This window comes from Streptomyces sp. NPDC014882, from assembly GCF_043081325.1.
Classification (GTDB): Bacteria; Actinomycetota; Actinomycetes; order Streptomycetales; family Streptomycetaceae; genus Streptomyces.
This window is the reverse complement of sequence record NZ_JBIBWL010000020.1, coordinates 21,180-44,931: the sequence shown is the minus strand read 5'-3', so window position 1 is coordinate 44,931 and position 23,752 is coordinate 21,180. Positions and strand designations below refer to the sequence as shown.

Here is a 23,752-nt window from a genome sequence, read left to right as displayed (position 1 = left end):
TGGGACGGGGAGAGCAGGGCCGGGCGGGACGGGGAGAGCAGGGCCGGGCGGGACGGGGAGAGCGGGGCCGGGCAGGGCGCTGTGCCGGTGGTGCCGTGCGAAGCGGGCTGGCGGGTTCGTCGGAGAACTGGGCGGACGTCCGGTACGAACGGTGGCTGCGCGGAGGAGGACGGGTCGCCGGTACTAACGGAGTGGCTACGCGGGAGAGAACAGGTGGTCGCTGATGAGGCGGGCCGCGCCGATCACGCCGGCGGTGGGGCCCAGCTCGCCCAGGACGATGGGCAGGTTGCCGGTCGCCAGGGGCAGCGACTGGCGGTAGACCTGGGTGCGGATGGCGGCGAGCAGGGTGTGGCCGAGGCCGGTCACCCCGCCGCCGATCACGACCAGACCGGGGTTGAAGAACGAGACGAGTCCGGCGATGACCTGACCGACCCGGTCGCCGCCCTCGCGGATCAGGTCGAGGGCGGTGGCGTCGCCCGCGGCCGCCGCGGCGGCGACGTCGACTGCGGTGAGGCCGCCGTTCGCCTCCAGCCGGGCCGCGAGTTCCGCCGACAGCCCCTGCTGGGCCGCCTCCCTGGCGTCCCGGGCCAGGGCCGCGCCGCTGAAGTAGGCCTCCAGGCAACCGCGGTTGCCGCAGGCGCAGGGCCGGCCGTCGGGCACCGCCTGGATGTGCCCGATGTCGCCCGCGCTGCCGGTGGTGCCGCGGTAGACCTGGCCGCCGACGACGATGCCGCAACCGATGCCGGTGCCGATCTTGACGCACAGGAAGTCGGCGACGGTGCGGGCGACGCCCGCGTGCTGCTCCCCCATCGCCATGAGGTTCACGTCGTTGTCGACCATGACCGGGCAGCCGAGCTCCTGGCTGAGCGCCTCCCGCACGGGGAAGCCGTCCCAGCCGGGCATGATCGGCGGCGCGACCGGTACGCCTTCGGGGAAGCGGACCGGGCCGGGGACGCCGATGCCCGCGCCGTCGAAGCCCTCGGCGAGTCCCGTGGCCTTCAACTTCGCTGCCATCGCCAGTACTTGCTCGAACACCGCGACCGGTCCCTCACGTACGTCGAGGGGCTGGTTGAGGTGTCCGAGCGTCTCCAGTTCGGCGTTGGTGACGGCGACGTCGACCGAGGTCGCGCCGATGTCCACGCCCAGGAAACGGAGTTGGGGATTGAGCCGGACGTTGTGCGAACGGCGGCCGCCGCGCGAGGCGGCGAGCCCGTCGGCCACGACCAGCCCCGTCTCCAGCAGCCGGTCCACCTCCACGGCCAGCTTGGACCGTGAGAGGTCGACCTGATCGCCGAGCTGCGCGCGGGAGTTGGGACCTCCGTCACGCAACAGCCTGAGCAGCCGGGCCTGATGCGCGTTCGCGGGCCGTGCCGTCATACGTCTCACGGATCCCTCCCGCCTCAGTCGGCCGCCCGGTGTCGTGCTTTCGAAGGGAACGTAGCAGCGGTCGCCGGGGGTGGGAAGAAGTCGTGCACGGATTGCCGTCGACTTTCTCCACTCACAGGACAAAGAGATGTCCCGCGGCACGTCGAGGGCACGCAGGGCACGGGTGCGCGGAGGCAGGGACGGCGGCGAGGCGGCCGGACCTGCCGCGAGGGCCGGCCCGGGCGGGAGCCGGCCTGGGCACGGGCGGGAGCCGGTCCGGGCGTGCGGGCGCGGAACCGGCCCGGGCGCGTCCTCCCCGCCGACGCGGGGTGCGGTCCTGGCGTGCGGGCGCGGACCCCGCCCGGATGGGGTCGAGCGCGTCACGCCGCCGCCCGGATCCGCGGCAGCGCCCGTCAGGGGCAGCGCACGACCTGCCCCGCGTACGACAGGTTGCCGCCGAAACCGAACAGCAGGACCGGATCCCCGCTGGAGATCGCGCCCCGCTCCACCAGCTTGGAGAAGGCGAGCGGGATGCTCGCCGCCGAGGTGTTGCCCGATTCGGTGACGTCGCGCGCGATCACGGCGTTGACGGCGCCGATCTTCGCCGCGAGGGGCTCGATGATGCGCAGGTTCGCCTGGTGCAGCACGACGGCGGCCAGGTCCTCCGGGGCGAGGCCGGCCCGCTCGCAGGCCTGCCGGGCGAGCGCCGGCAGCCGGGTGGTGGCCCACCGGTAGACGCTCTGCCCCTCCTGCGCGAACCGGGCCGGCTGCCCCTCGATGCGCACGGCGTGCCCCATCTCGGGCACCGACCCCCACAGCACGGGCCCGATCCCGGGCTCGGTCCCGGCGGGGCAGGCCTCGACCACGGCGGCGCCCGCTCCGTCGCCGACGAGGACGCAGGTGGTGCGGTCGGTCCAGTCGGTGACCTCGGACATCTTGTCGGCGCCGATGACCAGCGCGCGGGTCGCGGCACCCGCACGGATCGTGTGGTCGGCGGTGGCGAGCGTGTGGGTGAACCCGGCGCACACCACGTTGACGTCCAGCGCGGCCGGCCCGGGGATGCCGAGCCGGGCGGCGACCCGGGCCGCCATGTTGGGCGAACGGTCCACGGCGGTGGAGGTGGCGACCAGGACCAGGTCGATGTCCGCGGGGGTGAGACCGGCCGCCGCGAGCGCCTTGGCGGCGGCGTGTCCGGCCAGCTCGTCCACCGGCTCGTCGGGACCCGCGATGTGGCGCGTGCGGATGCCCACCCGGCTCCTGATCCACTCGTCATTGGTGTCGACCAGTTCCGCGAGGTCCTCGTTGGTGAGTACCTTGGCGGGCTGGTAGTGACCGACGGCGGTGATGCGCGAGCCGTTCATTGGGGGGTCCCCCTCGTTGCCTTGGATAGCGGGATCCACCAGTCTGATCAGTGACTCACGGGTAGGCGGGCACGTGAAGCGACAGGAAACCGGCACCGGGCTTGTCGGCTTCCCGCTAGGGGTGCCTCCCGAGGGACGTCGTCCGCCCGAAGGGCGGGCCCGGCGGCGTCGGGTGCACGCGATCGCAAGGCGGAGGGCCGCCCGGCATCAGGCATATCGGGGCGGTTCCGGCAAAGCGGCCGAGGGTGTCCCCTCCGGGGAGTGTGTGCCGGACGCCGCCGGTCGGGCGGGAGCGGGGAAGCCGGGGCATCGGTCGTGCGCGGCGAACGGGATGCGGGATGCGGGATGCGGTGAACGACGGTGCCGCGCGGAGACCGGCGGCGGACCCCGCCCTCTCACGCCGGTGCCGGGCCACGTCCCGGCGCCGCGCGTGCGGGACAATGGGGCCACGCAGGTCACCTCGCCGCACGATAACCCGGCGGCCTGCGGGCAACCTCTGCATCAAGGGCCGTTTCGGCCACCAGCACGTACGGAACCGGGGCTGACGACATGGGACGAGTCACCGAACGGCGCAAGGTGCTCCGCATCCGCGACGGAGCGGTCTCCAGCCGCCCGGACACCCTGGTCGCGGAGGAGCCGCTGGAGATCCGGCTCAACGGCAGGTCCCTCGCGATCACCATGCGCACGCCCGGCGACGACTTCGCCCTGGCCGCCGGCTTCCTGGTCAGCGAGGGCGTCCTGGCGGAGGGGGCCGATCTGCAGAACATCGTCTACTGCGCCGGGGCGGTCGCGGACGGTTCGAACACGTACAACGTCGTCGACGTGCGGACCGCGCCCGGCGTCACCGTCCCCGACATCACCCTGGAGCGGAACGTCTACACGACCTCGTCCTGCGGCCTGTGCGGCAAGGCCAGCCTGGACGCGGTGCGCACGACGACCCGCTGGCCCGTCGCCGACACTCCCCCGCTCCGCGTCGCGCCGGAACTCCTCGCCGCCCTCCCCGACCGGCTGCGCGCCTCCCAGCGCGTCTTCGACAGCACCGGCGGCCTGCACGCGGCGGCCCTGTTCTCCGAGGACGGCGAGCTGCTGGACGTCCGCGAGGACGTCGGCCGGCACAACGCGGTCGACAAGCTGGTCGGCCGCGCCCTGCAGAACGGCGGCCTGCCGCTGTCCCGGGCGATCCTGCTCGTGTCGGGCCGGGCCTCGTTCGAGCTGGCTCAGAAGGCCGTGATGGCGGGCATCCCGGTCCTCGCGGCGGTGTCGGCGCCGTCCTCCCTCGCGGTGGACCTGGCGGCGGAGACGGGACTGACGCTGGTGGGCTTCCTGCGGGGCAGCTCCATGAACGTGTACGCGGGCGAGGACCGCATCGCCCTGCGGGCCGCGGCCGCGCGGGGCTAGGTTCTTCCGTCCGGGTCGGACCCGCGGGTCCGGTCCGCCGCGCACGGGGAGGGGCACGGGCCGACCGCCGCCCGCGGCGCGGTGACCGGGCAGCACGGGCACGGCGATGGGAGCGCTCCCAGATCGGAGTCCCCCGCTCCGCCTCCGGGTACGCGGTGTCCCGCCTCAGTGCCGGGCCGGCCCCGGGCCGGCCGACGGGGGCCGTGGCGCCGGGGCCGGGGCCGCCTCGACGGCGTCGGCCGCCCCCGTCTCCGTCCCGGCCGCCTCCGCCTGGGCCGCCCCCGTCTCGGCCGCCTCCGCCTCCGGGTCGTGCGAGCGGCGCTTGGCGATGACCGCGCAGACCATGAGCTGCATCTGGTGGAACAGCATCAGCGGCAGCACGGCGAGCGAGGCGTGCGCGCCGAACAGGACGCTCGCCATGGGCAGGCCGGAGGCCAGGGACTTCTTGGACCCGGCGAACTGGATCGCGATCCGGTCCGCGCGGCCGAACCGCAGCGCCTTCGCGCCGTACCAGGTCAGCGCGAGCATCACGGCGAGCAGTACGGCCTCGACGGCCAGCAGCGCGGCGAGCCGGTCCGGGCCGGCCTGGTGCCAGATGCCCTGGACCATGCCCTCGCTGAACGCGGTGTAGACGACGAGGAGGATCGAGCCGCGGTCGACGTAACCGAGGACCTTCCGGTGCCGGGTGACGAACCCGCCGATCCAGCGGCGCAGCACCTGCCCCGCCGCGAAGGGCACGAGCAGTTGCAGCACGATCTCGACGACGGAGTCCGCGGAGAAGCCGCCGCCGCTGTTGCCGAGCAGGGCGGCCGCGAGCAGCGGCGTCACGACGATGCCGACGAGTGAGGAGAAGGAGCCGGCGCAGATCGCCGCGGGCACGTTGCCGCGGGCGATCGAGGTGAAGGCGATCGAGGACTGGATGGTCGACGGGACCAGGGTCAGGAACAGCAGTCCTTGCTGGAGGGGCTCGGTGAGGACCACCGGGACGAGGCCCCGGGTGGCCGCGCCGAGCAGCGGGAAGATCACGAAGGTGCAGGTGAGGACGGTGACGTGCAGGCGCCAGTGCCTGAGTCCGTCGAGCGCCTCCCGGGTGGACAGGCGGGCGCCGTACAGGAAGAACAGGAAGGCGATCGCCGCCGTGGAGGCGCCGGAGGCGGCGTCGGCGGCGGCACCGCGGGCCGGCAGGAGCGCCGCGAGGCCGACCGTCCCGAGCAGCAGCAGGACGTACGGGTCGATCGGCATCCGGCTCGGCCGGCGCAGACGTTTCACGGTGCTCCACTTGCTCGTTCGTCACGTGCCCGTTCGTACGGGTGTCGTGGGGCCGCGGACCCCTGTCCATCGTCCCCCTCGGCTGTCCATCGTCCCCCTCGGCCCCGTGATCGGGAATCCGGTACACCGCTCTCACTGTGATCGCGCGACGTGATGACCGGCCCGGTGACCGCTACGGTGGGCGGTGTGTACGAGCCGTCCCAGCTGCGCAGTTTCCTGGCGGTCGCCCAGACCCTGAGTTTCACGCAGGCCGCCCGGCGGCTGGGGCTGCGCCAGTCGACGGTCAGCCAGCACGTGCGCCGCCTGGAGGACGCCGCGGGGCGGACGCTGTTCACCCGGGACACGCACTCGGTGGAGCTGACCGAGGACGGCGAGGCGATGCTGGGGTTCGCGCGGCGGATCCTGGAGGTGCACGAGCAGGCGACGGCGTACTTCACGGGCACGCGGCTGCGGGGCCGGCTGCGCTTCGGCGCGTCCGAGGACTTCGTGCTGACCCGGTTGCCGGAGATCCTGGAGGGCTTCCGGCACGACCACCCGGAGGTCGACCTGGAGCTGACGGTGGAGCTGTCCGGCACGCTGCACGAGCAGCTCGCGGCCGGGAAGCTGGACCTGGTGCTGGCCAAGCGGCGCCCCGAGGACCCGCACGGCGAACTGGTCCGGCACGACGAACTGGTGTGGATCGGCGCGGACCGGCTGCGGCTGCACCCGGACCGGCCGGTGCCGCTGATCGTCTTCCCGCCGCCGGGGATCACCCGTGCCCTTGCCCTGGAGGCGCTGGAGCGCCAGGGGCGGGCGTGGCGGATCGTGTGCACGAGCGGCAGCCTGAACGGGCTGATCGCGGCGGCCCGCGCGGGCCTGGGCGTCATGGCGCACTCGCGGGGTCTGATCCCGCCGGGCCTGGTACGGGTCCCGGAGCGGGCGGGCCTGCCCGAGCTGGGCCGGGTGGAGTTCGTCCTGGTGCACGGGCGGCGGCGGACGGCGGCGCAGGGGGCCGCGGACGCGCTGGCGGCGGCGATCCTGGCGGGCGGCGACCGCCTGCACCGGCGCGGCCCCCGCCCGGCGGCCGCGGACCGGCCGGACGAGAACCGCTGAGGGACCGGCCCGGGGTTCCGGGGCCCGGCCGCCCGCACGCGGAGGTTCGGCCGCCCGGTGCGCGAAGGCTCGACAGGGCGGTGCGCGGGTCTCGGCCGCCCGGTGCGCGGAGGCCCGGCCGCCCGGTGCGCCGGGGCTCGGCGGCGTGAGCGGGTCGGGCAGATCCGGTGGAGATTACGGTGCCGGAACTTACTCTTCCGTCAGTTTTGTGTCCGACCCTTCCGCATGTGAGCCCATTTTCTCGTACTGACCAGCGCGGACGAGGACATCGCCCGCTTTCCGGCCCCCTCCCGTCCCGTGCGGGCGTGGGGTAGCTTTCACGGCGCTGTGCGGCCGGCCATGAGAAGCGGGGTGCGGGGTTTGCGGGAGTTCACCAACCCTCCGTCGGCGTCGGCACCGCCGGTGGGCGGTCTGGCCGACGTCGTCTTCGAGCACGCCCGGGACGACCCGCGGCACGTCGCGCTGGGCCGCAAGGACGAGCGGGGCGACTGGCGGGACGTGACCTCCGCCGGGTTCCGCGACGAGGTCCTCGCCCTCGCCAAGGGGCTCCTCGCCGAGGGCGTCCGGTTCGGCGACCGCGTCGCGATCATGTCCCGCACCCGCTACGAGTGGACCCTCTTCGACTACGCCCTGTGGACCATCGGCGCGCAGGTCGTCCCCGTCTACTCGACTTCCTCGGCCGAGCAGTGCCTCTGGATGCTGTACGACTCCGAGGTCACCGCCGCGGTCGTCGAGCACGAGGACCACGCGATGACCATCGCCACCGTCATCGACCGCCTCCCCCGGCTGCGCAGGCTGTGGCAGCTCGACGCCGGGTGCGTGCAGGAGCTGTACGACGCCGGCGCCTCCGTCGAGGACGAGGTGGTGCACCGGCACCGGAAGGCGGTGACCCCCGAGTCGACCGCGACGGTCATCTACACGTCGGGGACGACCGGCCGTCCCAAGGGCTGTGTCGTCTCGCACGGCAACTTCATGTTCGAGGCGGACACCGTCATCGAGCGCTGGGAACCGGTGTTCCGCTCCAGGAAGGGCGAGGAGGCGGCGACCCTGCTGTTCCTGCCGCTCGCGCACGTCTTCGGCCGGATGGTCCAGATCGCCGCGGTCCGCGGCCGGGTCCGCTTCGGCCACCAGCCCCAGCTGCAGGCCTCCGCCCTGCTGCCCGACCTGGCCGCGTTCCGGCCGACGTTCTTCCTCGCCGTGCCGTACATCTTCGAGAAGGTCTTCGACGCGGCGCGCCGCAAGGCCGAACGGGAGGGCAGGGCCGGTCCGTTCGGGAAGGCCGTCGAGGTGGCGGTCGACTACGCGGAGGCCGTCGAGGCGAAGGCGTGGGGCACCGGGCCGGGCCCCTCGGCGGGGCTGCGCGTGCAGCACCAGCTGTTCGACAAGCTCGTCTACTCCAAGATGCGCGCGGCCCTGGGCGGCCGGGTCCGGCACGCCATGTCCGGCGGCTCGGCGATGGACCGCAGGCTCGGCCTGTTCTTCGCGGGCGCGGGCGTGCGGATCTACGAGGGCTACGGCCTGACCGAGACCACCGCGGCCGCCACCGCCAACCCGCCCGGCCGCACCCGTTACGGCACCGTCGGCCAGGCCATCCCCGGCACGACCGTGCGCATCGCGGAGGACGGCGAGATCTGGCTGCGCGGCGACAACGTCTTCCAGGGCTACCTCAACAACCCCGAGGCCACCGACGAGGCCCTGCACGACGGCTGGCTCGCCACCGGCGACCTGGGCGCCCTCGACGAGGACGGCTACCTCACCATCACCGGCCGCAAGAAGGAGATCCTCGTCACCTCCGGCGGCAAAAGCGTTTCACCGGGGCTCCTGGAGGAACGCGTCCGGGACCATCCGCTGGTGAACCAGTGCATCGTCGTCGGCAACGACCGGCCGTTCGTCGCCGCCCTGCTCACCCTCGACCAGGAGGCCGTCGAACACTGGCTCCAGATGTGCGACAAACCGCGACCGGCACCCGCCGAACTGGTGCGCGACCCGGACCTGGAGGCGGAGGTGCGCCGGGCCGTGGTGACGGCGAACACGCTGGTCTCGCAGGCGGAGTCGATCCGCACCTTCCGCATCCTCGCCCAGCCGTTCACCGAGGAGCAGGGCCTGCTGACCCCGTCCCTGAAGCTCAAGCGCAGGGCGATCGAGAACGCGTACGCCGACGAGGTCGAGGCGCTGTACCGGACGTGAGCCCCGGCCGACGGATTCCGGGGTCAGGAATGCGGGACGCCCCGTGATCGTTGACCATGGGAGTACCACTTGACGGACAACCGAAGGATCAAGAGCTCGTGAGCAGCAAGGTCCCCCCGATCATCCTGAACAACGGCGTCGAGATGCCCCAGCTGGGCTTCGGCGTCTGGCAGGTGCCGGACGACGAGGCCGAGCGGGCGGTGGCCACCGCCCTGGAGGCCGGGTACCGCAGCATCGACACAGCGGCGATCTACGGCAACGAGGAGGGCACCGGCAAGGCGCTCGCCGCCTCGGGCGTGGCCCGCGAGGACCTCTTCGTCACCACCAAGCTCTGGAACAGCGACCACGGGTACGACGCGACGCTCCGCGCGTTCGACACCTCGCTGGAGAAGCTGGGTCTCGACCACGTCGACCTGTACCTGATCCACTGGCCGCTGCCGGCCCGTGATTCCTACGTCGACACCTACAAGGCGTTCGAGAAGCTCCTCGCGGACGGCCGCACGCGGGCCATCGGCGTCTCCAACTTCCTGCCGGAGCACCTGGAGCGGCTGATCGCCGAGACCTCGGTCATCCCCGCGGTCAACCAGATCGAGCTGCACCCGCACCTCCAGCAGCACGCCTCGCGGGAGTTCCACGCGGAGCAGGGCATCGCCACCGAGGCCTGGTCCCCGCTGGGCCAGGGCAAGGGGCTCCTGGAAGTACCGGCGATCGTCGCCATCGCCCGCAAGCACGAGCGCACCCCGGCCCAGGTCGTGCTGCGCTGGCACCTCCAGATCGGCAACATCGTGATCCCGAAGTCCGTGACGCCGTCGCGGATCAAGGAGAACATCGAGGTGTTCGACTTCAGCCTGGACACCGAGGACCTGGCCGCGATCAGCGCGCTGAACGAGGACCGGCGCATCGGTCCCGACCCGGCCACGTTCGACATCGGCTGAGCGCAACCGCACGCGCCGGGGGCGCCCCTCCCGTCGAGGGGCGCCCCCGGCGCGTCGGTCCGGCTGTCCGGCTGTCCGGCTGTCCGGCTGTCCGGCTGTCCGGCCGTACGACGACGGTGTCGACGCCGGCTCCCTCGTCGAGCGCCTTTCCCCGAGTCCCTCGTCGAGCACCGTTCCCCGAGTCCCTCGTCACCGCACCGGCTTGACCGCGGTGTGCACCGAGTGGGCGGCCAGCACGAACACGTCCGGCCGCCGGTGCACACCGGCCGGGTCCCGCGGGTCGAGCAGCCGGTCGAGCGCGGCCCGGTCGTCCGCGTCGAGCGTGTCGCCGAAGACGTCCCGGAGCCGGCCCAGGGAGGCGGCGACGTAGGCGCGGGCCCGGTCGGAGGCCGGTGCCGGCAGGTCGAGCAGGAAGCTGCGGGTGCGGGTGTGCGTCAGGCCCGCGGCGCTCAGCAGCGCGGCCCAGTCCTCGGTCTCCTCGACGGCTCCGGGCAGGTCGGCACGCATCCGGGCGAACCACTCCGCCTCCAGCGCGTCGAGCCGTGCCTCCAGGCCGGGGCGGCCGAACCCGAGGTCGCGCGGCAGGAACCGGCTCGGCAGACCGCCCTCCATGATCGCCAACGTGCCGCCGGGCGCCAGCCGCTCGGCGAACGCGGCGAGGGCGGCGCGCTGGTCGCCCAGGTGGTGCAGACTGCGGCCGGCCCAGATCAGGTCGGCGGGGTAGTCCAACTCCTGGAGGACTTCCGGGAGTTCTCCGGTCAGCGTGCCGAAGCGGTCGGCGTGTCCGAGTCGGCCGGCCCGCGCCCGCGCCCGTTCCAGGAGCGGTCCGGAGCCGTCGACGGCGAGGACCCGCGCGCCGGGGAACACCTCCGCGAACAGGCAGGACACCACGCCGGGGCCGCTGCCCGCGTCGACGATCAGCCCGGGTTCGGTCACCTCCTTCCCGAGCCAGGACAGGGCCTTCTCGTACAGGGGCGCGAACAGCTCGGCCTGGGCCTCCAGGTGCGGGGCCATCTCGGCCCAGTCGATCTCGGTGCCGTCCCCGTGTCCGTGTCCGTGCCCGTGTCCGTGTCCCGGGTCGTCGTGCCCGTGCTGCTGGTGCTGTTCGTGCTGTTCGTGCGCCATGGTGGTCAGCCTCTCGTCCGTGGTGCCGACAGCGTGCGCCGACGCACCGGCCGGAGGCCATCCCCGTTGCCGGGGCGGCAAAAAACCCGGTGGCGTTTTTCCGGGAAACGCCGACCGGCCGCCCCCCAATGGACGGGAGCGGCCGGGTACCGCGCCGAGGGCCGGTGGTGCGCCCTCGGCGGGTCACGCGGTTACGGCAGCGGCGGGTAGGCGTTCTTCATCAGCTCCTGGAACTGGGCGGAGAACCAGTGCCCGGAGATCGGCGCGTTCGCCAGGGCGCCCGACATGTTGTTGTTGTTGCGCGGGTTGCCCGTGTACGTGGGGTCGCACATCCGGTCGAAGCCCTTGCCCTCGTCGTTCGAGATGGCGCTGCTGGCACCGTCGGACTCACCCGGCGGCTTGACCCAGACGTAGGCGTCGATCCCGGCGGCCGGAGCGGCCTGCGGGCGTTCACCGAGGCCGGCACCGGCCTGGTTGCACCAGTTGCCGGTGTTGAGGCGGCGGTCGTAGCGGCCGCCGTCGACGTAGGTGTCGACGCTGGTCGTGGCGCCCGGTCCGGCGGGCCGGGCGGTGCCGCCCCAGCCGTTGCGGGAGGTGTCGATCAGCATGCCGATGTTGGAGTTGAAGCCGGCGGTGACCAGCTGGTTGCGGAAGGCCTGGGCGTAGGACAGCTCGTCGACGTAGCGGTTCCAGTCGACCCACTTCGACTCGCGGACCGACTTGCCGGCCACGTTGTCGTTGATGGAGAAGTTGTTCTCCTTCAGGGCGCTGTAGTTGGCCGTGTTGGTGATGAAGCCGTGGACGTCGTTGACGGTGGCGCCCTCGCTGGTGGCCGCCTCCTTCATGATCGCGGCGCTGGGGGCGAAGTTGTCGTCCCAGCCGAGCCAGCCGTGGTGACCGGCGTCGACGTAGTTGTAGACGTTGGGCACGTCACCGAGCTTGTTCAGGGCGTAGCCGACGCCCTTCTGGTAGTTGCCGTTGGCCTTCATCACGTCGCACTGCGGGGTGGCCGTGGCCCGGCTGCCGGTGTTGGTGACGATGTTGGGCAGCGAGTCGATCTCGACGGTGTTGACGATGCGCAGCCCGGCGTACTTGGAGTCGGCCATGATGGCCTTGATCGGGTCGATGTACTGCGTCTTGTACTTGTCGATCTCCGTCGGGCCCAGTTCGCCGTTGGAGGCGAGGGCGGAGCAGTCGCGCCCGGGCAGGTTGTAGATGACGAACTGGACGACGAGCTCGCCGGAGCCCTTCTGCTTCAGCGCCTCGTCGAGGTGAGCGCGCAGGCCCATCTTGCCGTTGGCGCCGTTGATCGCGGCGATGCGGTCGAGCCAGACGGCGGTGGGCTGGTTGGAGACGCGGCTGCCGCCGGGTTCGGCCGCGGCGTTCGCCGACCACTCGGGGTTCACGTACACCTTGGCGCCGGCGTAGGGGTTGTCGACCCTGGTGCCGGGGGTGCCCGGGTCGGTCGGGTCCGTCGGACCGGGGTCGGTGGGGCCGCCGCCGTCGACGTTGCAGGTGACGCCGTCGAGGGTGAACGTCGTCGGGAGCGCGTTACTGCCGCTGTAGGTGCCCTGGAACCCGAAGCTGGTGGAGGCGCCCGTCGCCAGCGTGCCGTTGTAGCTCTCGTTGGCGGCGGTGACGGCCGTGCCGGACTGGGTGAGCTTCGCGCTCCAGGCGTTGGTGACCTTCTGGTTCCCGGCGTACGACCACTTCACGGCCCAACTCGACTTTGCGGCCGAGTTGTTGGTGACGGTCACGTTGGCGGTGAAGCCGGTGCCCCAGTCGTTCTGCACCTTGTAGTCCACGGTGCACGGCACGGCGGCGATGCCGGCGTCACCGGGGACGACGGCGAGCGCCGTCCCGGAGGCACCGGCGACCAGCGCCAGCGCGGCGAGTATCGCAGTTCTGCTACGGCTCATGGGTGCGGTGTTCCTTCTCGGTTGCGGGTGTGGGGTGACGCGCTTTTCCCTGGGGGTCGTGGTCGTGAAGTGGTCGTGGTCGTGAAGTGGTCGTGGTCGTGAAGTGGTCGTGGTCGTGAAGTGGTCGTGGGGCGGTACCGGGGTCAGCCGTCGAGGGCGCGCGGACGATCGCGCGGCCCGGCGCCGTACGCGGCGGGCGTCCCGTCGCGGTGCGCGCCGCCGCGCCCGGGCCGGATGCGCGACAGGCCGGGCCGGCGTTCCTCGTCCGAGGAGGTGCGGGAGGTGCGGGGGGTGCGGGCGGTGCCGAGGTGCCGGTCCGCGGCCGGCCGGACGGCGGCGTCCCGCCGTCCGGTGACGGAGTGCTCCACCGGTCGAGCGGCCGTGGCTGCCCGCGCCGTCGGGACCGGCAGCGCGGCGCCCCGGGCGAGGGCGACCGCGCCGGCGGGGGCGACCCTGCCGACGACGGCTAAAAGTACTGAACGCGGGGGGTGTCGCATGAGCGAGTCCTCACAGCTCGGGCACGTCGGTACGGACGCGTCGACTGATGGAACCGCTCCCACTGGTGCCAACGAAGCTAGCGCCAAGTGACGGCAAAGAACAGAGGGTTGCCGACTTTCTCTCAACCTCGCGTGTCGAACATTTTCGACTCTTCAAGCACCTTGACCGCTCCCACCCGCATCCCCACTATGGGAGCGCTCCCACTGGTTCAAGGCTTGTTGCTCCTCCCCCCTTCTCCGAGCCGCAAGGAGGAACCGGCACCATGGATCCCTCACGCAGACGCCGCACGGCGCGGCGACTGTGGACCGCCGCCGTGGCGGCCCTCGCGCTCCCCCTGACCATGCTGGGCACCGGCACGACCCCCGCCCAGGCCGCGGCGCTCCAGTGCAGCGTCGACTACAAGACCAACGACTGGGGATCCGGCTTCACCGCGGATCTCACCCTCACCAACCGCGGCACGGACGCGATCAACGGCTGGACCCTGGCGTACACGTACGCCGGCAACCAGAAGCTGTCCAACGGCTGGAACGGCAGCTGGTCGCAGTCCGGCAAGCAGATCACGGTGACCAACGCCTCCTACAACGGGACGGTCGCCGCCGGCGCGTCGGTCGGCACCGGGGCGCAGTTCACCTACAGCGGCAGCAACGCCGCTCCCACGACTTTCTCGGTCAACGGCACCCCGTGCACCGGCGCCCACCAGCCGCCGATCACCGTGCTGACCAGCCCGGCCGCGGGTGCGGTCTACACCCAGGGGGACGCGGTGCCGCTCGCGGCCACCGCGGCCGCCGCGGACGGCGCGACCGTCAGCAAGGTCGAGTTCTACGACGACACGACCCTGCTGGGCACGGACACCAGCGCGCCGTACTCGCTGTCGGCCTCTGGCTTGACCGTGGGCAGTCATTCGCTGGTGGCGAAGGCCTACGACAGCCTGGGCGCCTCCGCGTCGTCCACGCCGGTCGGCATCACGGTCGCCTCGGGACCGGCCGTGGTGGCCTCCACGACCCAGCTCGCCGTCCAGCAGGGCAAGACGGGGACGTACGAGCTGCGGCTCTCCACCCAGCCGTCGGCCAACGTGACCGTGACGACCGCCCGGGCGAGCGGCAACACGGGACTCACGGTGACCGGGGGCGCGAGCCTGACCTTCACCCCGTCGAACTGGAACACCGCGCAGAAGGTGACCGTCACGGCCGACAGCTCCGGCACGGGCGCGGCGACCTTCGAGTCGACGGCGAACGGGCACGCGAAGACCGCGGTCACGGTCACCCAGATCGCCGCGTCCAAGGCGTACGACGCGCGCTTCCTGGAGCTGTACGGGAAGATCACCAACCCGGCGAACGGCTACTTCTCGCCCGAGGGGATCCCCTACCACTCGGTGGAGACGCTGATCGTCGAGGCCCCCGACCACGGGCACGAGACCACGTCGGAGGCGTACAGCTACCTGCTCTGGCTGCAGGCGATGTACGGCAAGGTCACGGGCGACTGGACCAAGTTCAACGGCGCCTGGGAGACCATGGAGAAGTACATGATCCCCACCCACGCCGACCAGCCGACGAACTCCTTCTACAACGCGTCCAAGCCGGCGACGTACGCGCCGGAACTGGACACGCCCAACGAATATCCGGCGAAGCTGGACAGCGCGGTGTCGGTGGGACCGGACCCGATCGCCGGTGAGCTGAAGTCCGCGTACGGCACGGACGACGTCTACGCCATGCACTGGCTCCAGGACGTCGACAACGTCTACGGCTACGGCAACTCCCCCGGCAAGTGCGAGGCCGGTCCGTCCGACACCGGACCGTCGTACATCAACACCTTCCAGCGCGGCGCGCAGGAGTCGGTGTGGGAGACGGTGCCGCAGCCGACCTGCGACGCCTTCAAGTACGGCGGGAAGAACGGCTACCTGGACCTGTTCACCGGTGACTCCTCCTATGCCAAGCAGTGGAAGTTCACCAACGCCCCGGACGCCGACGCGCGCGCCGTGCAGGCCGCCTACTGGGCGGACGTCTGGGCGGAGCAGCAGGGCAAGGGCAGCCAGGTCTCGGCCACCGTCGCCAAGGCGGCGAAGATGGGCGACTACCTGCGGTACGCGATGTACGACAAGTACTTCAAGAAGGTCGGCAACTGCGTGGGTCCGTCCGCCTGCCCGGCGGGCACCGGCAAGGACGCCTCGCACTACCTGCTGTCCTGGTACTACGCGTGGGGCGGTGCCACCGACACCAGCGCCGGCTGGGCCTGGCGCATCGGTTCCAGCCACGCGCACGGCGGCTACCAGAACCCCCTGGCCGCCTACGCGCTGAGCAGCTACGCCGACCTCAAGCCCAAGTCGGCCACGGGACAGGCGGACTGGGCCAAGTCGCTGACCCGGCAGGTGGAGTTCTACCGGTGGCTCCAGTCCAGCGAAGGCGCCATCGCGGGCGGCGCGACCAACAGCTGGGCGGGCCGCTACGCGACTCCCCCGGCCGGGAAGTCGACCTTCTACGGTATGTACTACGACGAGAAGCCCGTCTACCACGACCCGCCGTCCAACCAGTGGTTCGGCTTCCAGGCGTGGTCGATGGAGCGGGTCGCCGAGTACTACCAGCAGTCGGGTGACGCCAAGGCCAAGGCGGTCCTGGACAAGTGGGTCGACTGGGCCCTGTCCGAGACCACGGTCAACCCGGACGGCACGTTCCTGATCCCCTCCACCCTCCAGTGGTCGGGCCAGCCCGACACCTGGAACGCCGCGAGCCCCGGTGCCAACACGGGACTCCACGTCACCGTCGCCGACTACACCAACGACGTCGGCGTGGCCGCCGCGTACGCCAGGACCCTGACGTACTACGCCGCCAAGTCCGGCGACGCGGAGGCGAAGTCGACCGCCAAGGCGCTCCTGGACGGCATGTGGAACAACAACCAGGACGCCCTCGGCATCGCGGTCCCCGAGACCCGCACCGACTACAACCGCTTCGACGACGCCCTGTACGTCCCGAGCGGCTGGACCGGCACCATGCCGAACGGCGACGCGATCAGCGCCTCCTCGACCTTCGCGTCGATCAGGTCCTTCTACGAGGACGACCCGTCCTGGTCGAAGATCGAGGACTATCTCGCGGGCGGAGCCGCGCCCGTGTTCACGTACCACCGGTTCTGGGCCCAGGCGGACATCGCCATGGCCATGGGCTCGTACGCGGAGCTTCTCGAATAAGCCCCCGCTAAGGCTCCGCGTACCGCGCCGGGCGGTCCCCACCCGTACAGGGGACCGCCCGGTCGTCGCGTCCGGCCTCCCCGCACGTCCCCGCACCTCCCCGGCGCGTTCCGTGCCGTCCCGCGCGTCCCCACACCGCGCGCACCACCCGGTGATACGCGCACCCCGCGCACCCCGCGCACCCCGCACATTCCTTGACATGGCTTCTCGAGGAAGGACCCCACTGTGCGAAGAACCCGTGTCCTCACGGCCGCGCTGGCGCTCGCGGCCGGCCTGCTCGCCGGCACCCCGCCCGCGCTCGCCGCCGACGGCGCCGCGCCGGCGCCCCTGGCGGCGGAGTCGTACACCTGGAAGAACGCCCGGATCGACGGCGGCGGTTTCGTCCCGGGCATCGTCTTCAACCGCAAGGAGAAGAACCTCGCCTACGCCCGCACCGACATCGGCGGGGCCTACCGCTGGCAGCAGGGCAGCAGGACCTGGACGCCGCTGCTGGACTCGGTCGGCTGGGACAAGTGGGGGCACACGGGCGTGGTGAGCCTGGCCTCCGACTCCGTCGACCCGAACCGGGTGTACGCGGCCGTCGGCACGTACACCAACAGCTGGGACCCGGGCAACGGGGCGGTCATGCGCTCGGCGGACCGGGGCGCGAGCTGGCAGCGGACGGACCTGCCGTTCAAGCTCGGCGGCAACATGCCCGGCCGCGGCATGGGCGAGCGCCTCGCCGTGGACCCGAACCGCAACAGCGTGCTGTACCTGGGCGCGCCGAGCGGCAAGGGGCTGTGGCGGTCGACGGACTCGGGCGTCACCTGGTCGCAGGTGGCGAACTTCCCCAACGTCGGGAACTACGTGCAGGATCCGAGCGACACGAGCGGCTACGCCTCCGACAACCAGGGCATCGTCTGGGTCACCTTCGACGAGTCGACCGGGACGTCGGGCAGCGCCACGAAGACGGTCTACGTCGGGGTCGCGGACACGGACAACGCGGTGTACCGCTCGACGGACGCCGGAGCGACCTGGTCGCGGCTCGCCGGGCAGCCGACGGGGTACCTGGCCCACAAGGGCGTCCTGGACACCGTCAACGGCCAGTTGTACCTCGCGTACAGCGACAAGGGCGGCCCGTACGACGGCGGCAAGGGCCGGCTGTACCGGTACACGACGGCGACCGGGACCTGGACCGACATCAGCCCGGTCGCCGAGGCCGACACCTACTACGGCTTCAGCGGACTGACGCTCGACCGGCAGCGCCCCGGCACGGTGATGGCGACCGCCTACAGCTCCTGGTGGCCGGACACCCAGATCTTCCGCTCCACCGACAGCGGCGGCACCTGGACGAAGGCGTGGGACTACACGTCGTACCCGAACCGCGAGAACCGGTACACCATGGACGTCTCCTCCTCCCCCTGGCTGACCTGGGGGGCGAACCCGTCACCGCCCGAGCAGTCCCCGAAGCTGGGCTGGATGACGGAGTCGCTGGAGATCGACCCCTTCGACTCGAACCGCATGATGTACGGCACGGGCGCGACGGTCTACGGCACGGAGAACCTCACCGCCTGGGACTCCGGCGGCAGGTTCACCGTCAAGCCCATGGTGCAGGGGCTGGAGGAGACCGCGGTCAACGACCTCGCCTCTCCCCCGGCCGGCGCCCCGCTGCTCAGCGCGCTCGGCGACGTCGGCGGCTTCCGGCACACCGACCTGACCAAGGTCCCGTCGATGATGTTCACCTCGCCGAACTTCACCACCACCACGAGCCTGGACTTCGCCGGGTCCGATCCGAACACGGTCGTGCGGACCGGCGACCTCGACTCTGGTCCGCACGTGGCGTTCTCGACGGACAACGGCGCCAACTGGTTCGCGGGCACCGACCCTTCGGGCGTGAGCGGCGGCGGGACGGTGGCCGCGGCGGCGGACGGCAGCCGCTTCGTGTGGAGCCCGGCGGGCACCGGGGTGCACCACACGACGGGCTTCGGCACCTCCTGGTCGGCGTCGAGCGGCATCCCGGCCGGCGCGCTCGTGGAGTCCGACCGCGTCGACGCCAAGACGTTCTACGGCTTCAAGTCGGGCAGGTTCTACGTCAGTTCGGACGGCGGCGCGACCTTCGCCGCGTCCCCGGCGACCGGTCTGCCCAGCGGGGACAGCGTGCGGTTCCAGGCACTTCCCGGCACGAAGGGCGACATCTGGCTGGCCGGCGGGGCGAGCAACGGGGCGTACGGGCTGTGGCACTCGACCGACGGCGGTAGGAGCTTCACCAAGCTGTCCGGTGTCGAGCAGGCCGACACGATCGGCTTCGGCAAGGCCGCCCCGGGCGCCTCGTACCAGACGCTGTACACCAGCGCGAAGATCGCCGGGGTGCGCGGCGTCTTCCGTTCCACGGACGAGGGCGTGAGCTGGACGCGGATCAACGACGACGCCCACCAGTGGGGTTGGACGGGCGCCGCGATCACGGGTGACCCGCGGGTCTACGGCCGCGTCTACGTCTCGACCAACGGCCGGGGCGTGGTCTACGGCGACACCTCGGCTCCCGGAGGCGGGGACGACGGGGGCGGCGGCACGGACCCGGTACCGACGGGCGCCTGCGCGGTGACGTACACCGTCACCAACCAGTGGGCCGGGGGCTTCCAGGCGGACGTGAAGCTCGCCAACACGGGGACGAGCGCCTGGTCGGGATGGTCCCTGAACTGGGCCTTCACCGGCGGCCAGAAGGTCTCCCAGCTGTGGAACGCCGAGTACACCCAGTCGGGTGGGTCGGTGACCGTGAGGAACACCGGCTGGAACGGCACCGTGGCGGCGGGCTCCTCGGTGGGCTTCGGCTTCACGGGCACCTGGTCGGGCGCGAACGCGAAACCGGCCGCCTTCACGCTGGGCGAGCAGACCTGCGCGGTGAACTGAGGTGAGCTGAAAGGCCGTCGGACCGGTGGGGCGCGTGCCGCGAACGGCACGCGCCCTTCGCGTGCGGTCGGTCAGGGTGTGTAGACCGTCGGCCGCGGGGCCGTCGCCATGCCGTCGCCGATGAAGAAGCTCGGGTGCGGCGGCTGGTTGTAGGCGGTGTTCTGCCAGGCCAGGGCGGTGCGGTACTGGGTGTCGTGGAGCAGGGTCGTGATCCTGGTGCCGGTCTCGACGGGCGTCGAGTAGATCCGCAGGGCCTTGTTGTCCGTCGTCGGCCAGACGACCTCCTCGCGCCAGTCGCCGAGGATGTCCCCGGACAGGGACGGGGTGGACTTGGTGCCGTTGTTGGAGTGGACGCCGGAGGCGGTCAGCAGGCGGGTGTCGCCGGAGGTGCCGTACTTGTCGATGCGGGTGCCGTCGAGGAGTTCGCGGACCGGATCGCCGTCCCACCAGGTGACGAAGTTGATGCTGGACGGCTCGCGGCCGAGGGAGGCGCCGGTCGCCGAGCGCAGGGTGGTGTCGGAGGCGGACCACGCCTCGGCCCCGGGGCTGCCGGCGTAGACGTCGGCGGCGACCCCGCGGCCGTTGTCCGCGCCGGAGGCCGTCTGCCAGAGGATCTGACCGGTGCGGGCGTCCGCCATCCAGGAGCCCGGCTTGCTCTTGTCCTCGGAGACCTTGAAGTACTCCGGTCCGGGCCGGGACGGCACGAGGTCGCCGAGGTGGGCCGCGTCGCCGTGGCCGAGCCTGGTCGTCCACAGGCCGCTGCCGTCGTCGTCGACGGTCATCGCGCCATAGACGATCTCGTCCCTGCCGTCGGCGTCGACGTCGGCGACCGACAGGGCGTGGTTGCCCTGACCGTCGTAGCCCTTGCCGGAGTTGGTGGAGGAGTTGGTGTCGAAGGTCCAGCGGCGGGTGAAGGCGCCGCCCCGCCAGTCCCAGGCCGCGATCACCGTGCGGGTGTAGTAGCCGCGGGCCATGACCAGGGAGGGGCGGGTGCCGTCCAGGTAGGCCGTGCCCGCGAGGAAGCGGTCGACGCGGTTGCCGTAGGAGTCGCCCCAGGAGGAGACGGTGCCGCGGGCGGGCACGTAGTCGACCGTGCCCATGGCCTTGCCGGTCCGCCCGTCGAACATGGTGAGGAACTCGGGGCCGGACAGCACGTAACCGCTGGAGTTGCGGTGGTCGGCACCGGAACTGCCGATGACCGCGCCGGTGCCGTCCTTGGTGCCGTCGGCGGTCTTCATGGCGACCTCGGCCCTGCCGTCGCCGTCGTAGTCGTACACCTGGAACTGCGTGTAGTGGGCGCCGGAGCGGATGTTGCGGCCCAGGTCGACGCGCCACAGGCGGGTGCCGTCGAGCCTGACGGCGTCGACGATGGTGTTGCCGGTGTAGCCGGACTGCGAGTTGTCCTTGGCGTTGGTCGGGTACCACTTGAGGACGAACTCCAGGGCGCCGTCGCCGTCGAGGTCGCCGATGGAGGCGTCGTTGGCCTCGTAGGTGTAGGCCACTCCGTCGGGGGTGGTGCCGCCGGCGGGCGGGCTGATCGGCACGTCCTTGTAACCGGTGCGCAGTTGGACGGCGTGGACGGAGTCAGCCTGTTCGACACCGCCGACGACCGCGCGGACCGTGTAGTCGGCCTGGGCCGGGGCGCCGGCGTGGAAGAAGTTCGTGGAGCCGGTGACGGGGGTCGCGTTGACCTTCGTGCCGGCCCGGTAGACGTTGAAGGAGACGTCGCCCGGGTCGGTGCCGAGCCAGCGCCAGCTGACCAGGTTGCCGCTGTCGGTGTGCACGCTGACGACTCCCCGGTCGAGCTTCTCGACCTGGCGGGCGGTGGCCGCCTCGGCGCTGCCCGGGGTGAGCGTGGTGAGTCCGGCGCCGACGAGACCGGTCACGGCGACCGCCGCGGCGAGGACAGCGGCCCCGCGCCTCCGGCGGTGCGTGGGGGGACGCAGCGGGGGCCGTGGCGCAGGCGTGTGCGGGTGGGGGTGCTGCACGAGGGGTACCTCCCGGGAGGACGGACGGGTTCCGCTCTCCCAGTCGCCGCCGACGGCAGGGAGGTTGCCGGGTTCGCCGGGCCTTTCTCGTCGGCTTCCCGCGAGCGCCGAGCGCTCAGCGAGGGGGGCGCCACGGTGCTCGGACGGCGTGTGGTCGCGGTCCGGGCGGGCCCGTCCGGGGGCCGGAGACGCGGGGCCGGGCGGTTCGGACGCCCCGGGCGGCCCCGGCGGCCCAGGTGATCCAGGCCGCCCGTCGGGGACAGCCGGACGACCGACGGGATCGACGGCATCGGCCGGCTGGACCGCCCGGCCGGGCCACGGGCTGGGTCAGGGCCGGGCCGCGGACCTCACGCGTCCGCAGACGTCCCCGGCTTCCGGTACGCCTTCAGGGTGAACCAGGGGTCGGGGCGGGGCCGGTCCTGGTCGGGCAGCTCGGCCAGGCGCGCGGCGAACGCCTCCGCCCGCCGCTCCCCCGGCGGCAGGGTGACGAACCAGCCGCGCCGCAGGTCGGCGACGGTGCGGCGCGGACTGCGGCCCTGGCCCCGGCCGGGGAAGCGGCCCCGGCCCGCGGGGACGAGGCCGTGGCCGGCGGCGTGGGAGTCGACGAGCGACGCCTCGTCGCGGGCCGCGCCGGGCGGGCGGGAGGCGAGGACGGCGTCGATGTCGCTGCCCACGTTGTGGGAGGCGGCCTTGTCGACGGTGGTGACGTACACGCCGCCGGGCCGCAGCACCCGCGCGCACTCGGCGACGATCGCCCGCGCGTCCGCGTCGGTCGGCGCGAGGTGCAGCAGCCACACACTGCTGACGGCGTCGAACTGACCGTCGCGGAAGGGCAGTCGGCGGCTGTCGGCACGCACGACGGCACCCGGCAGGCGTACGGCGGCCCGGCGGACCATCTCCGCGGCGAGGTCGACGCCGGTCACCCGCAGGCCGTCGCGTCCGGCCGCGATCCTGCGCGTGACGATGCCGGTGCCGCAGGCGACGTCGAGCAGGCCGCGCGTCCCGTCCGGCAGCAGGGCCAGGACGGCTTCCGCGGCGGCCGCAGCCCGGGGTTCGCCGCCGCGTGCGGCGTCGTAGCGTCCGGCTTCCTCGTCGTAGTCCAGCACGTGGGGCCCCGTCCCGTCCGCCGCGCGTCTCAGTGCGCGCCGTGCGCCGGGGCCAGGTCCCGCACCCGGCGGGCCAGCTCGAAGTCGAGGTCGGTGACCGCGCCGCCCACGCTGTGGGTGTTCACCGCGAGGGACACCGTGCGGTAGCCGAGGGTCAGCTCGGAGTGGTGGTTCAGCTCCTCCTGGACCCGGGCCACGTGGACGACCAGCGCGGTCGCGGCGAAATGGGAGCCCAGCTCGTAGGAGCGGGTGAGCCGGCCCGCGTCGTGGGACCAGCCGGGCAGCTCCGCGAGCCGGTCGTCGATCTCCTCCTGCGACAGCGGTACGACGGCCATGACTGGCTCCCTTCCCTGCGGTGGGCGTCGGGTACCCGTCCAGCCTGGCACAGGACGGCCGTGCCGGCCCCGGCCGGAAGGGTTCCCACCGACCCCACGGCCCCACGCCCCGTGCCCCACGCCCCGTGCCCCACGGCCCACCGGCCGGGGCGGGCGGCCTCCGGCCCGGCGCGCGTGAGGTCCGCGGGGCCCGGGCTCCGGCCACCACGGCCACCACGGGTCCGCACGGTCCGCACGCCGCTGTCGACCGGCCGGCTCCGCTACGGTCGTCCGCATGACCCCTCTCGCGACCGGCACCCCGGACTCCGCCTCCGCCGCCCCCGCCGACCGGGGCGTCGGCCCCCTGCTGCGGGCCTGGCGGGAGCGGCGCAAGGTCAGCCAGCTGGAACTGGCGCTGCGCGCGGACTCCTCGGCCCGGCACATCAGCTTCGTGGAGACGGGCCGCTCCCGCCCGAGCGAGGAGATGGTGCTGCGGCTGGCCGAGCACCTGGACGTACCCGTGCGCGAGCGCAACGCGCTCCTGGTGGCGGCCGGTTACGCCCCCCGCTACCGCGAGACCCCGCTGGACGACCCGGCGCTGGACGCGGTGCGGGCCGGCCTGGAACGCCTGATCCAGGGCTACGAGCCGTACCCGGCGCTGGTGGTGGACGCGACGTACAACGTGCTGGCCGCCAACCGCGGCATCAGCATGCTGCTGGCGGACCTCCCGGAGTCGCTGCTCGCGCCGCCGCTCAACGCCATGCGGCTGACGCTGCACCCGGAGGGACTCGCGCCGCGCATCCGCAACCTGCCCGAGTGGCGCGGGCACCTGCTGGCCCAGATGGAACGGCAGATCGCCCTGCACCGCTCCGCGCCGTTGCGGACGCTGTACGAGGAGGTCGCCGCCTATCCGGTCCCGCGGACCGCGCCGGAGGCCGAACCCGTCGAGCCGGTGCCGTACTTCGCGCTGCCGATGCTGATCGAGCACGAGGGCCGGACGCTGTCCTTCATCTCGTCGATCTCCACGTTCAACACCCCGATGGACGTGACGGTCGCCGAACTGGCCATCGAGACACTGCTCCCGGCCGACCCGGCGACCGTCAAGTACCTCCACTCACTGGTGAACTGAGT

The 23,752-nt window shown here is 72.4% G+C and carries 16 protein-coding genes; 7 read left to right on the top strand and 9 right to left on the bottom strand.

Annotation, left to right across the window (positions count from 1 at the left end; translation table 11 throughout):
* Positions 1 to 195: 195 nt before the first annotated feature.
* Both ACF09K_RS31880 and ACF09K_RS31875 read right to left on the bottom strand, forming a co-directional pair.
* A complete protein-coding gene (locus ACF09K_RS31880) occupies positions 196 to 1,377 on the bottom strand; it encodes an ROK family protein (protein WP_392248803.1) in 1,182 nt (393 codons plus the stop codon).
* 401 nt (positions 1,378 to 1,778) lie between these two features.
* A complete protein-coding gene (locus ACF09K_RS31875) occupies positions 1,779 to 2,726 on the bottom strand; it encodes a beta-ketoacyl-ACP synthase III (RefSeq protein WP_392248802.1) in 948 nt (315 codons plus the stop codon).
* A 549-nt stretch (positions 2,727 to 3,275) separates the two neighbouring features.
* On the opposite strand from ACF09K_RS31875, the gene fdhD reads away from it, so the two are divergent.
* Complete coding sequence (gene fdhD, locus ACF09K_RS31870; protein WP_392248801.1) at positions 3,276 to 4,124, top strand: formate dehydrogenase accessory sulfurtransferase FdhD; 849 nt, start codon at positions 3,276 to 3,278, stop codon at positions 4,122 to 4,124.
* 165 nt (positions 4,125 to 4,289) lie between these two features.
* On the opposite strand, the gene ACF09K_RS31865 is transcribed toward fdhD, so the two are convergent.
* Entirely contained in the window at positions 4,290 to 5,366 is a 1,077-nt protein-coding gene (locus ACF09K_RS31865) for a bile acid:sodium symporter family protein (RefSeq protein ID WP_392248879.1), read from the bottom strand.
* A 213-nt stretch (positions 5,367 to 5,579) separates the two neighbouring features.
* Here ACF09K_RS31865 and ACF09K_RS31860 point away from each other — a divergent pair, with 213 nt between their 5' ends.
* The 3 genes from ACF09K_RS31860 to ACF09K_RS31850 all read left to right on the top strand — a co-directional run bounded on the left by ACF09K_RS31860 (position 5,580) and on the right by ACF09K_RS31850 (position 9,607).
* On the top strand, positions 5,580 to 6,485 hold the full coding sequence (locus tag ACF09K_RS31860; protein WP_392248800.1) for a LysR substrate-binding domain-containing protein: 906 nt from the start codon (positions 5,580 to 5,582) through the stop codon (positions 6,483 to 6,485).
* 360 nt (positions 6,486 to 6,845) lie between these two features.
* A complete protein-coding gene (locus ACF09K_RS31855) occupies positions 6,846 to 8,672 on the top strand; it encodes an AMP-dependent synthetase/ligase (protein WP_392248799.1) in 1,827 nt (608 codons plus the stop codon).
* A gap of 98 nt (positions 8,673 to 8,770) precedes the next feature.
* Positions 8,771 to 9,607, top strand: coding sequence for an aldo/keto reductase (locus tag ACF09K_RS31850; RefSeq protein WP_392248798.1), 837 nt, complete (start codon positions 8,771 to 8,773; stop codon positions 9,605 to 9,607).
* A gap of 189 nt (positions 9,608 to 9,796) precedes the next feature.
* On the opposite strand, the gene ACF09K_RS31845 is transcribed toward ACF09K_RS31850, so the two are convergent.
* From ACF09K_RS31845 to ACF09K_RS31835, 3 genes are all read right to left on the bottom strand, one after another.
* Positions 9,797 to 10,732 (bottom strand): class I SAM-dependent methyltransferase, encoded by a 936-nt coding sequence (locus ACF09K_RS31845; protein WP_392248797.1) that lies wholly within the window; start codon positions 10,730 to 10,732, stop codon positions 9,797 to 9,799.
* A 191-nt stretch (positions 10,733 to 10,923) separates the two neighbouring features.
* Positions 10,924 to 12,651 carry a glycoside hydrolase family 6 protein gene (locus ACF09K_RS31840; protein WP_392248796.1) on the bottom strand — a complete coding sequence of 576 codons (1,728 nt, stop codon included), beginning with the start codon at positions 12,649 to 12,651 and terminating at the stop codon, positions 10,924 to 10,926.
* Between the two features lie 143 nt (positions 12,652 to 12,794).
* On the bottom strand, positions 12,795 to 13,019 hold the full coding sequence (locus tag ACF09K_RS31835) for a hypothetical protein (protein ID WP_392248795.1): 225 nt from the start codon (positions 13,017 to 13,019) through the stop codon (positions 12,795 to 12,797).
* A gap of 392 nt (positions 13,020 to 13,411) precedes the next feature.
* On the opposite strand from ACF09K_RS31835, the gene ACF09K_RS31830 reads away from it, so the two are divergent.
* Positions 13,412 to 16,327 (top strand): glycoside hydrolase family 48 protein, encoded by a 2,916-nt coding sequence (locus ACF09K_RS31830; protein WP_392248794.1) that lies wholly within the window; start codon positions 13,412 to 13,414, stop codon positions 16,325 to 16,327.
* A 225-nt stretch (positions 16,328 to 16,552) separates the two neighbouring features.
* On the top strand, positions 16,553 to 19,213 hold the full coding sequence (locus ACF09K_RS31825) for a cellulose binding domain-containing protein (RefSeq protein WP_392248793.1): 2,661 nt from the start codon (positions 16,553 to 16,555) through the stop codon (positions 19,211 to 19,213).
* A gap of 71 nt (positions 19,214 to 19,284) precedes the next feature.
* Here the strand turns inward: ACF09K_RS31825 and ACF09K_RS31820 are convergent, their stop codons facing one another.
* The 3 genes from ACF09K_RS31820 to ACF09K_RS31810 all read right to left on the bottom strand — a co-directional run bounded on the left by ACF09K_RS31820 (position 19,285) and on the right by ACF09K_RS31810 (position 22,642).
* Positions 19,285 to 21,201: a rhamnogalacturonan lyase gene (locus tag ACF09K_RS31820; RefSeq protein WP_392248792.1), complete on the bottom strand. Its 1,917-nt coding sequence runs from the start codon at positions 21,199 to 21,201 to the stop codon at positions 19,285 to 19,287.
* 347 nt (positions 21,202 to 21,548) lie between these two features.
* Positions 21,549 to 22,307 carry a class I SAM-dependent methyltransferase gene (locus ACF09K_RS31815; protein WP_392248791.1) on the bottom strand — a complete coding sequence of 253 codons (759 nt, stop codon included), beginning with the start codon at positions 22,305 to 22,307 and terminating at the stop codon, positions 21,549 to 21,551.
* A gap of 29 nt (positions 22,308 to 22,336) precedes the next feature.
* Entirely contained in the window at positions 22,337 to 22,642 is a 306-nt protein-coding gene (locus ACF09K_RS31810) for a 4a-hydroxytetrahydrobiopterin dehydratase (protein ID WP_392248790.1), read from the bottom strand.
* Between the two features lie 274 nt (positions 22,643 to 22,916).
* On the opposite strand from ACF09K_RS31810, the gene ACF09K_RS31805 reads away from it, so the two are divergent.
* A complete protein-coding gene (locus ACF09K_RS31805) occupies positions 22,917 to 23,750 on the top strand; it encodes a helix-turn-helix domain-containing protein (RefSeq protein ID WP_392248789.1) in 834 nt (277 codons plus the stop codon).
* Positions 23,751 to 23,752 lie beyond the last annotated feature (2 nt).

What these genes read in the sequence shown, in the direction of transcription:
- ACF09K_RS31880 (WP_392248803.1), bottom strand. Translation starts at nt 1,377, where the DNA reads ATGACGGCACGGCCCGCGAACGCGCATCAGGCCCGGCTGCTCAGGCTG.
- ACF09K_RS31875 (WP_392248802.1), bottom strand. Translation starts at nt 2,726, where the DNA reads ATGAACGGCTCGCGCATCACCGCCGTCGGTCACTACCAGCCCGCCAAG.
- fdhD (WP_392248801.1), top strand. Translation starts at nt 3,276, where the DNA reads ATGGGACGAGTCACCGAACGGCGCAAGGTGCTCCGCATCCGCGACGGA.
- ACF09K_RS31865 (WP_392248879.1), bottom strand. Translation starts at nt 5,366, where the DNA reads ATGCCGATCGACCCGTACGTCCTGCTGCTGCTCGGGACGGTCGGCCTC.
- ACF09K_RS31845 (WP_392248797.1), bottom strand. Translation starts at nt 10,732, where the DNA reads ATGGCGCACGAACAGCACGAACAGCACCAGCAGCACGGGCACGACGAC.
- ACF09K_RS31840 (WP_392248796.1), bottom strand. Translation starts at nt 12,651, where the DNA reads ATGAGCCGTAGCAGAACTGCGATACTCGCCGCGCTGGCGCTGGTCGCC.
- ACF09K_RS31830 (WP_392248794.1), top strand. Translation starts at nt 13,412, where the DNA reads ATGGATCCCTCACGCAGACGCCGCACGGCGCGGCGACTGTGGACCGCC.
- ACF09K_RS31810 (WP_392248790.1), bottom strand. Translation starts at nt 22,642, where the DNA reads ATGGCCGTCGTACCGCTGTCGCAGGAGGAGATCGACGACCGGCTCGCG.
- ACF09K_RS31805 (WP_392248789.1), top strand. Translation starts at nt 22,917, where the DNA reads ATGACCCCTCTCGCGACCGGCACCCCGGACTCCGCCTCCGCCGCCCCC.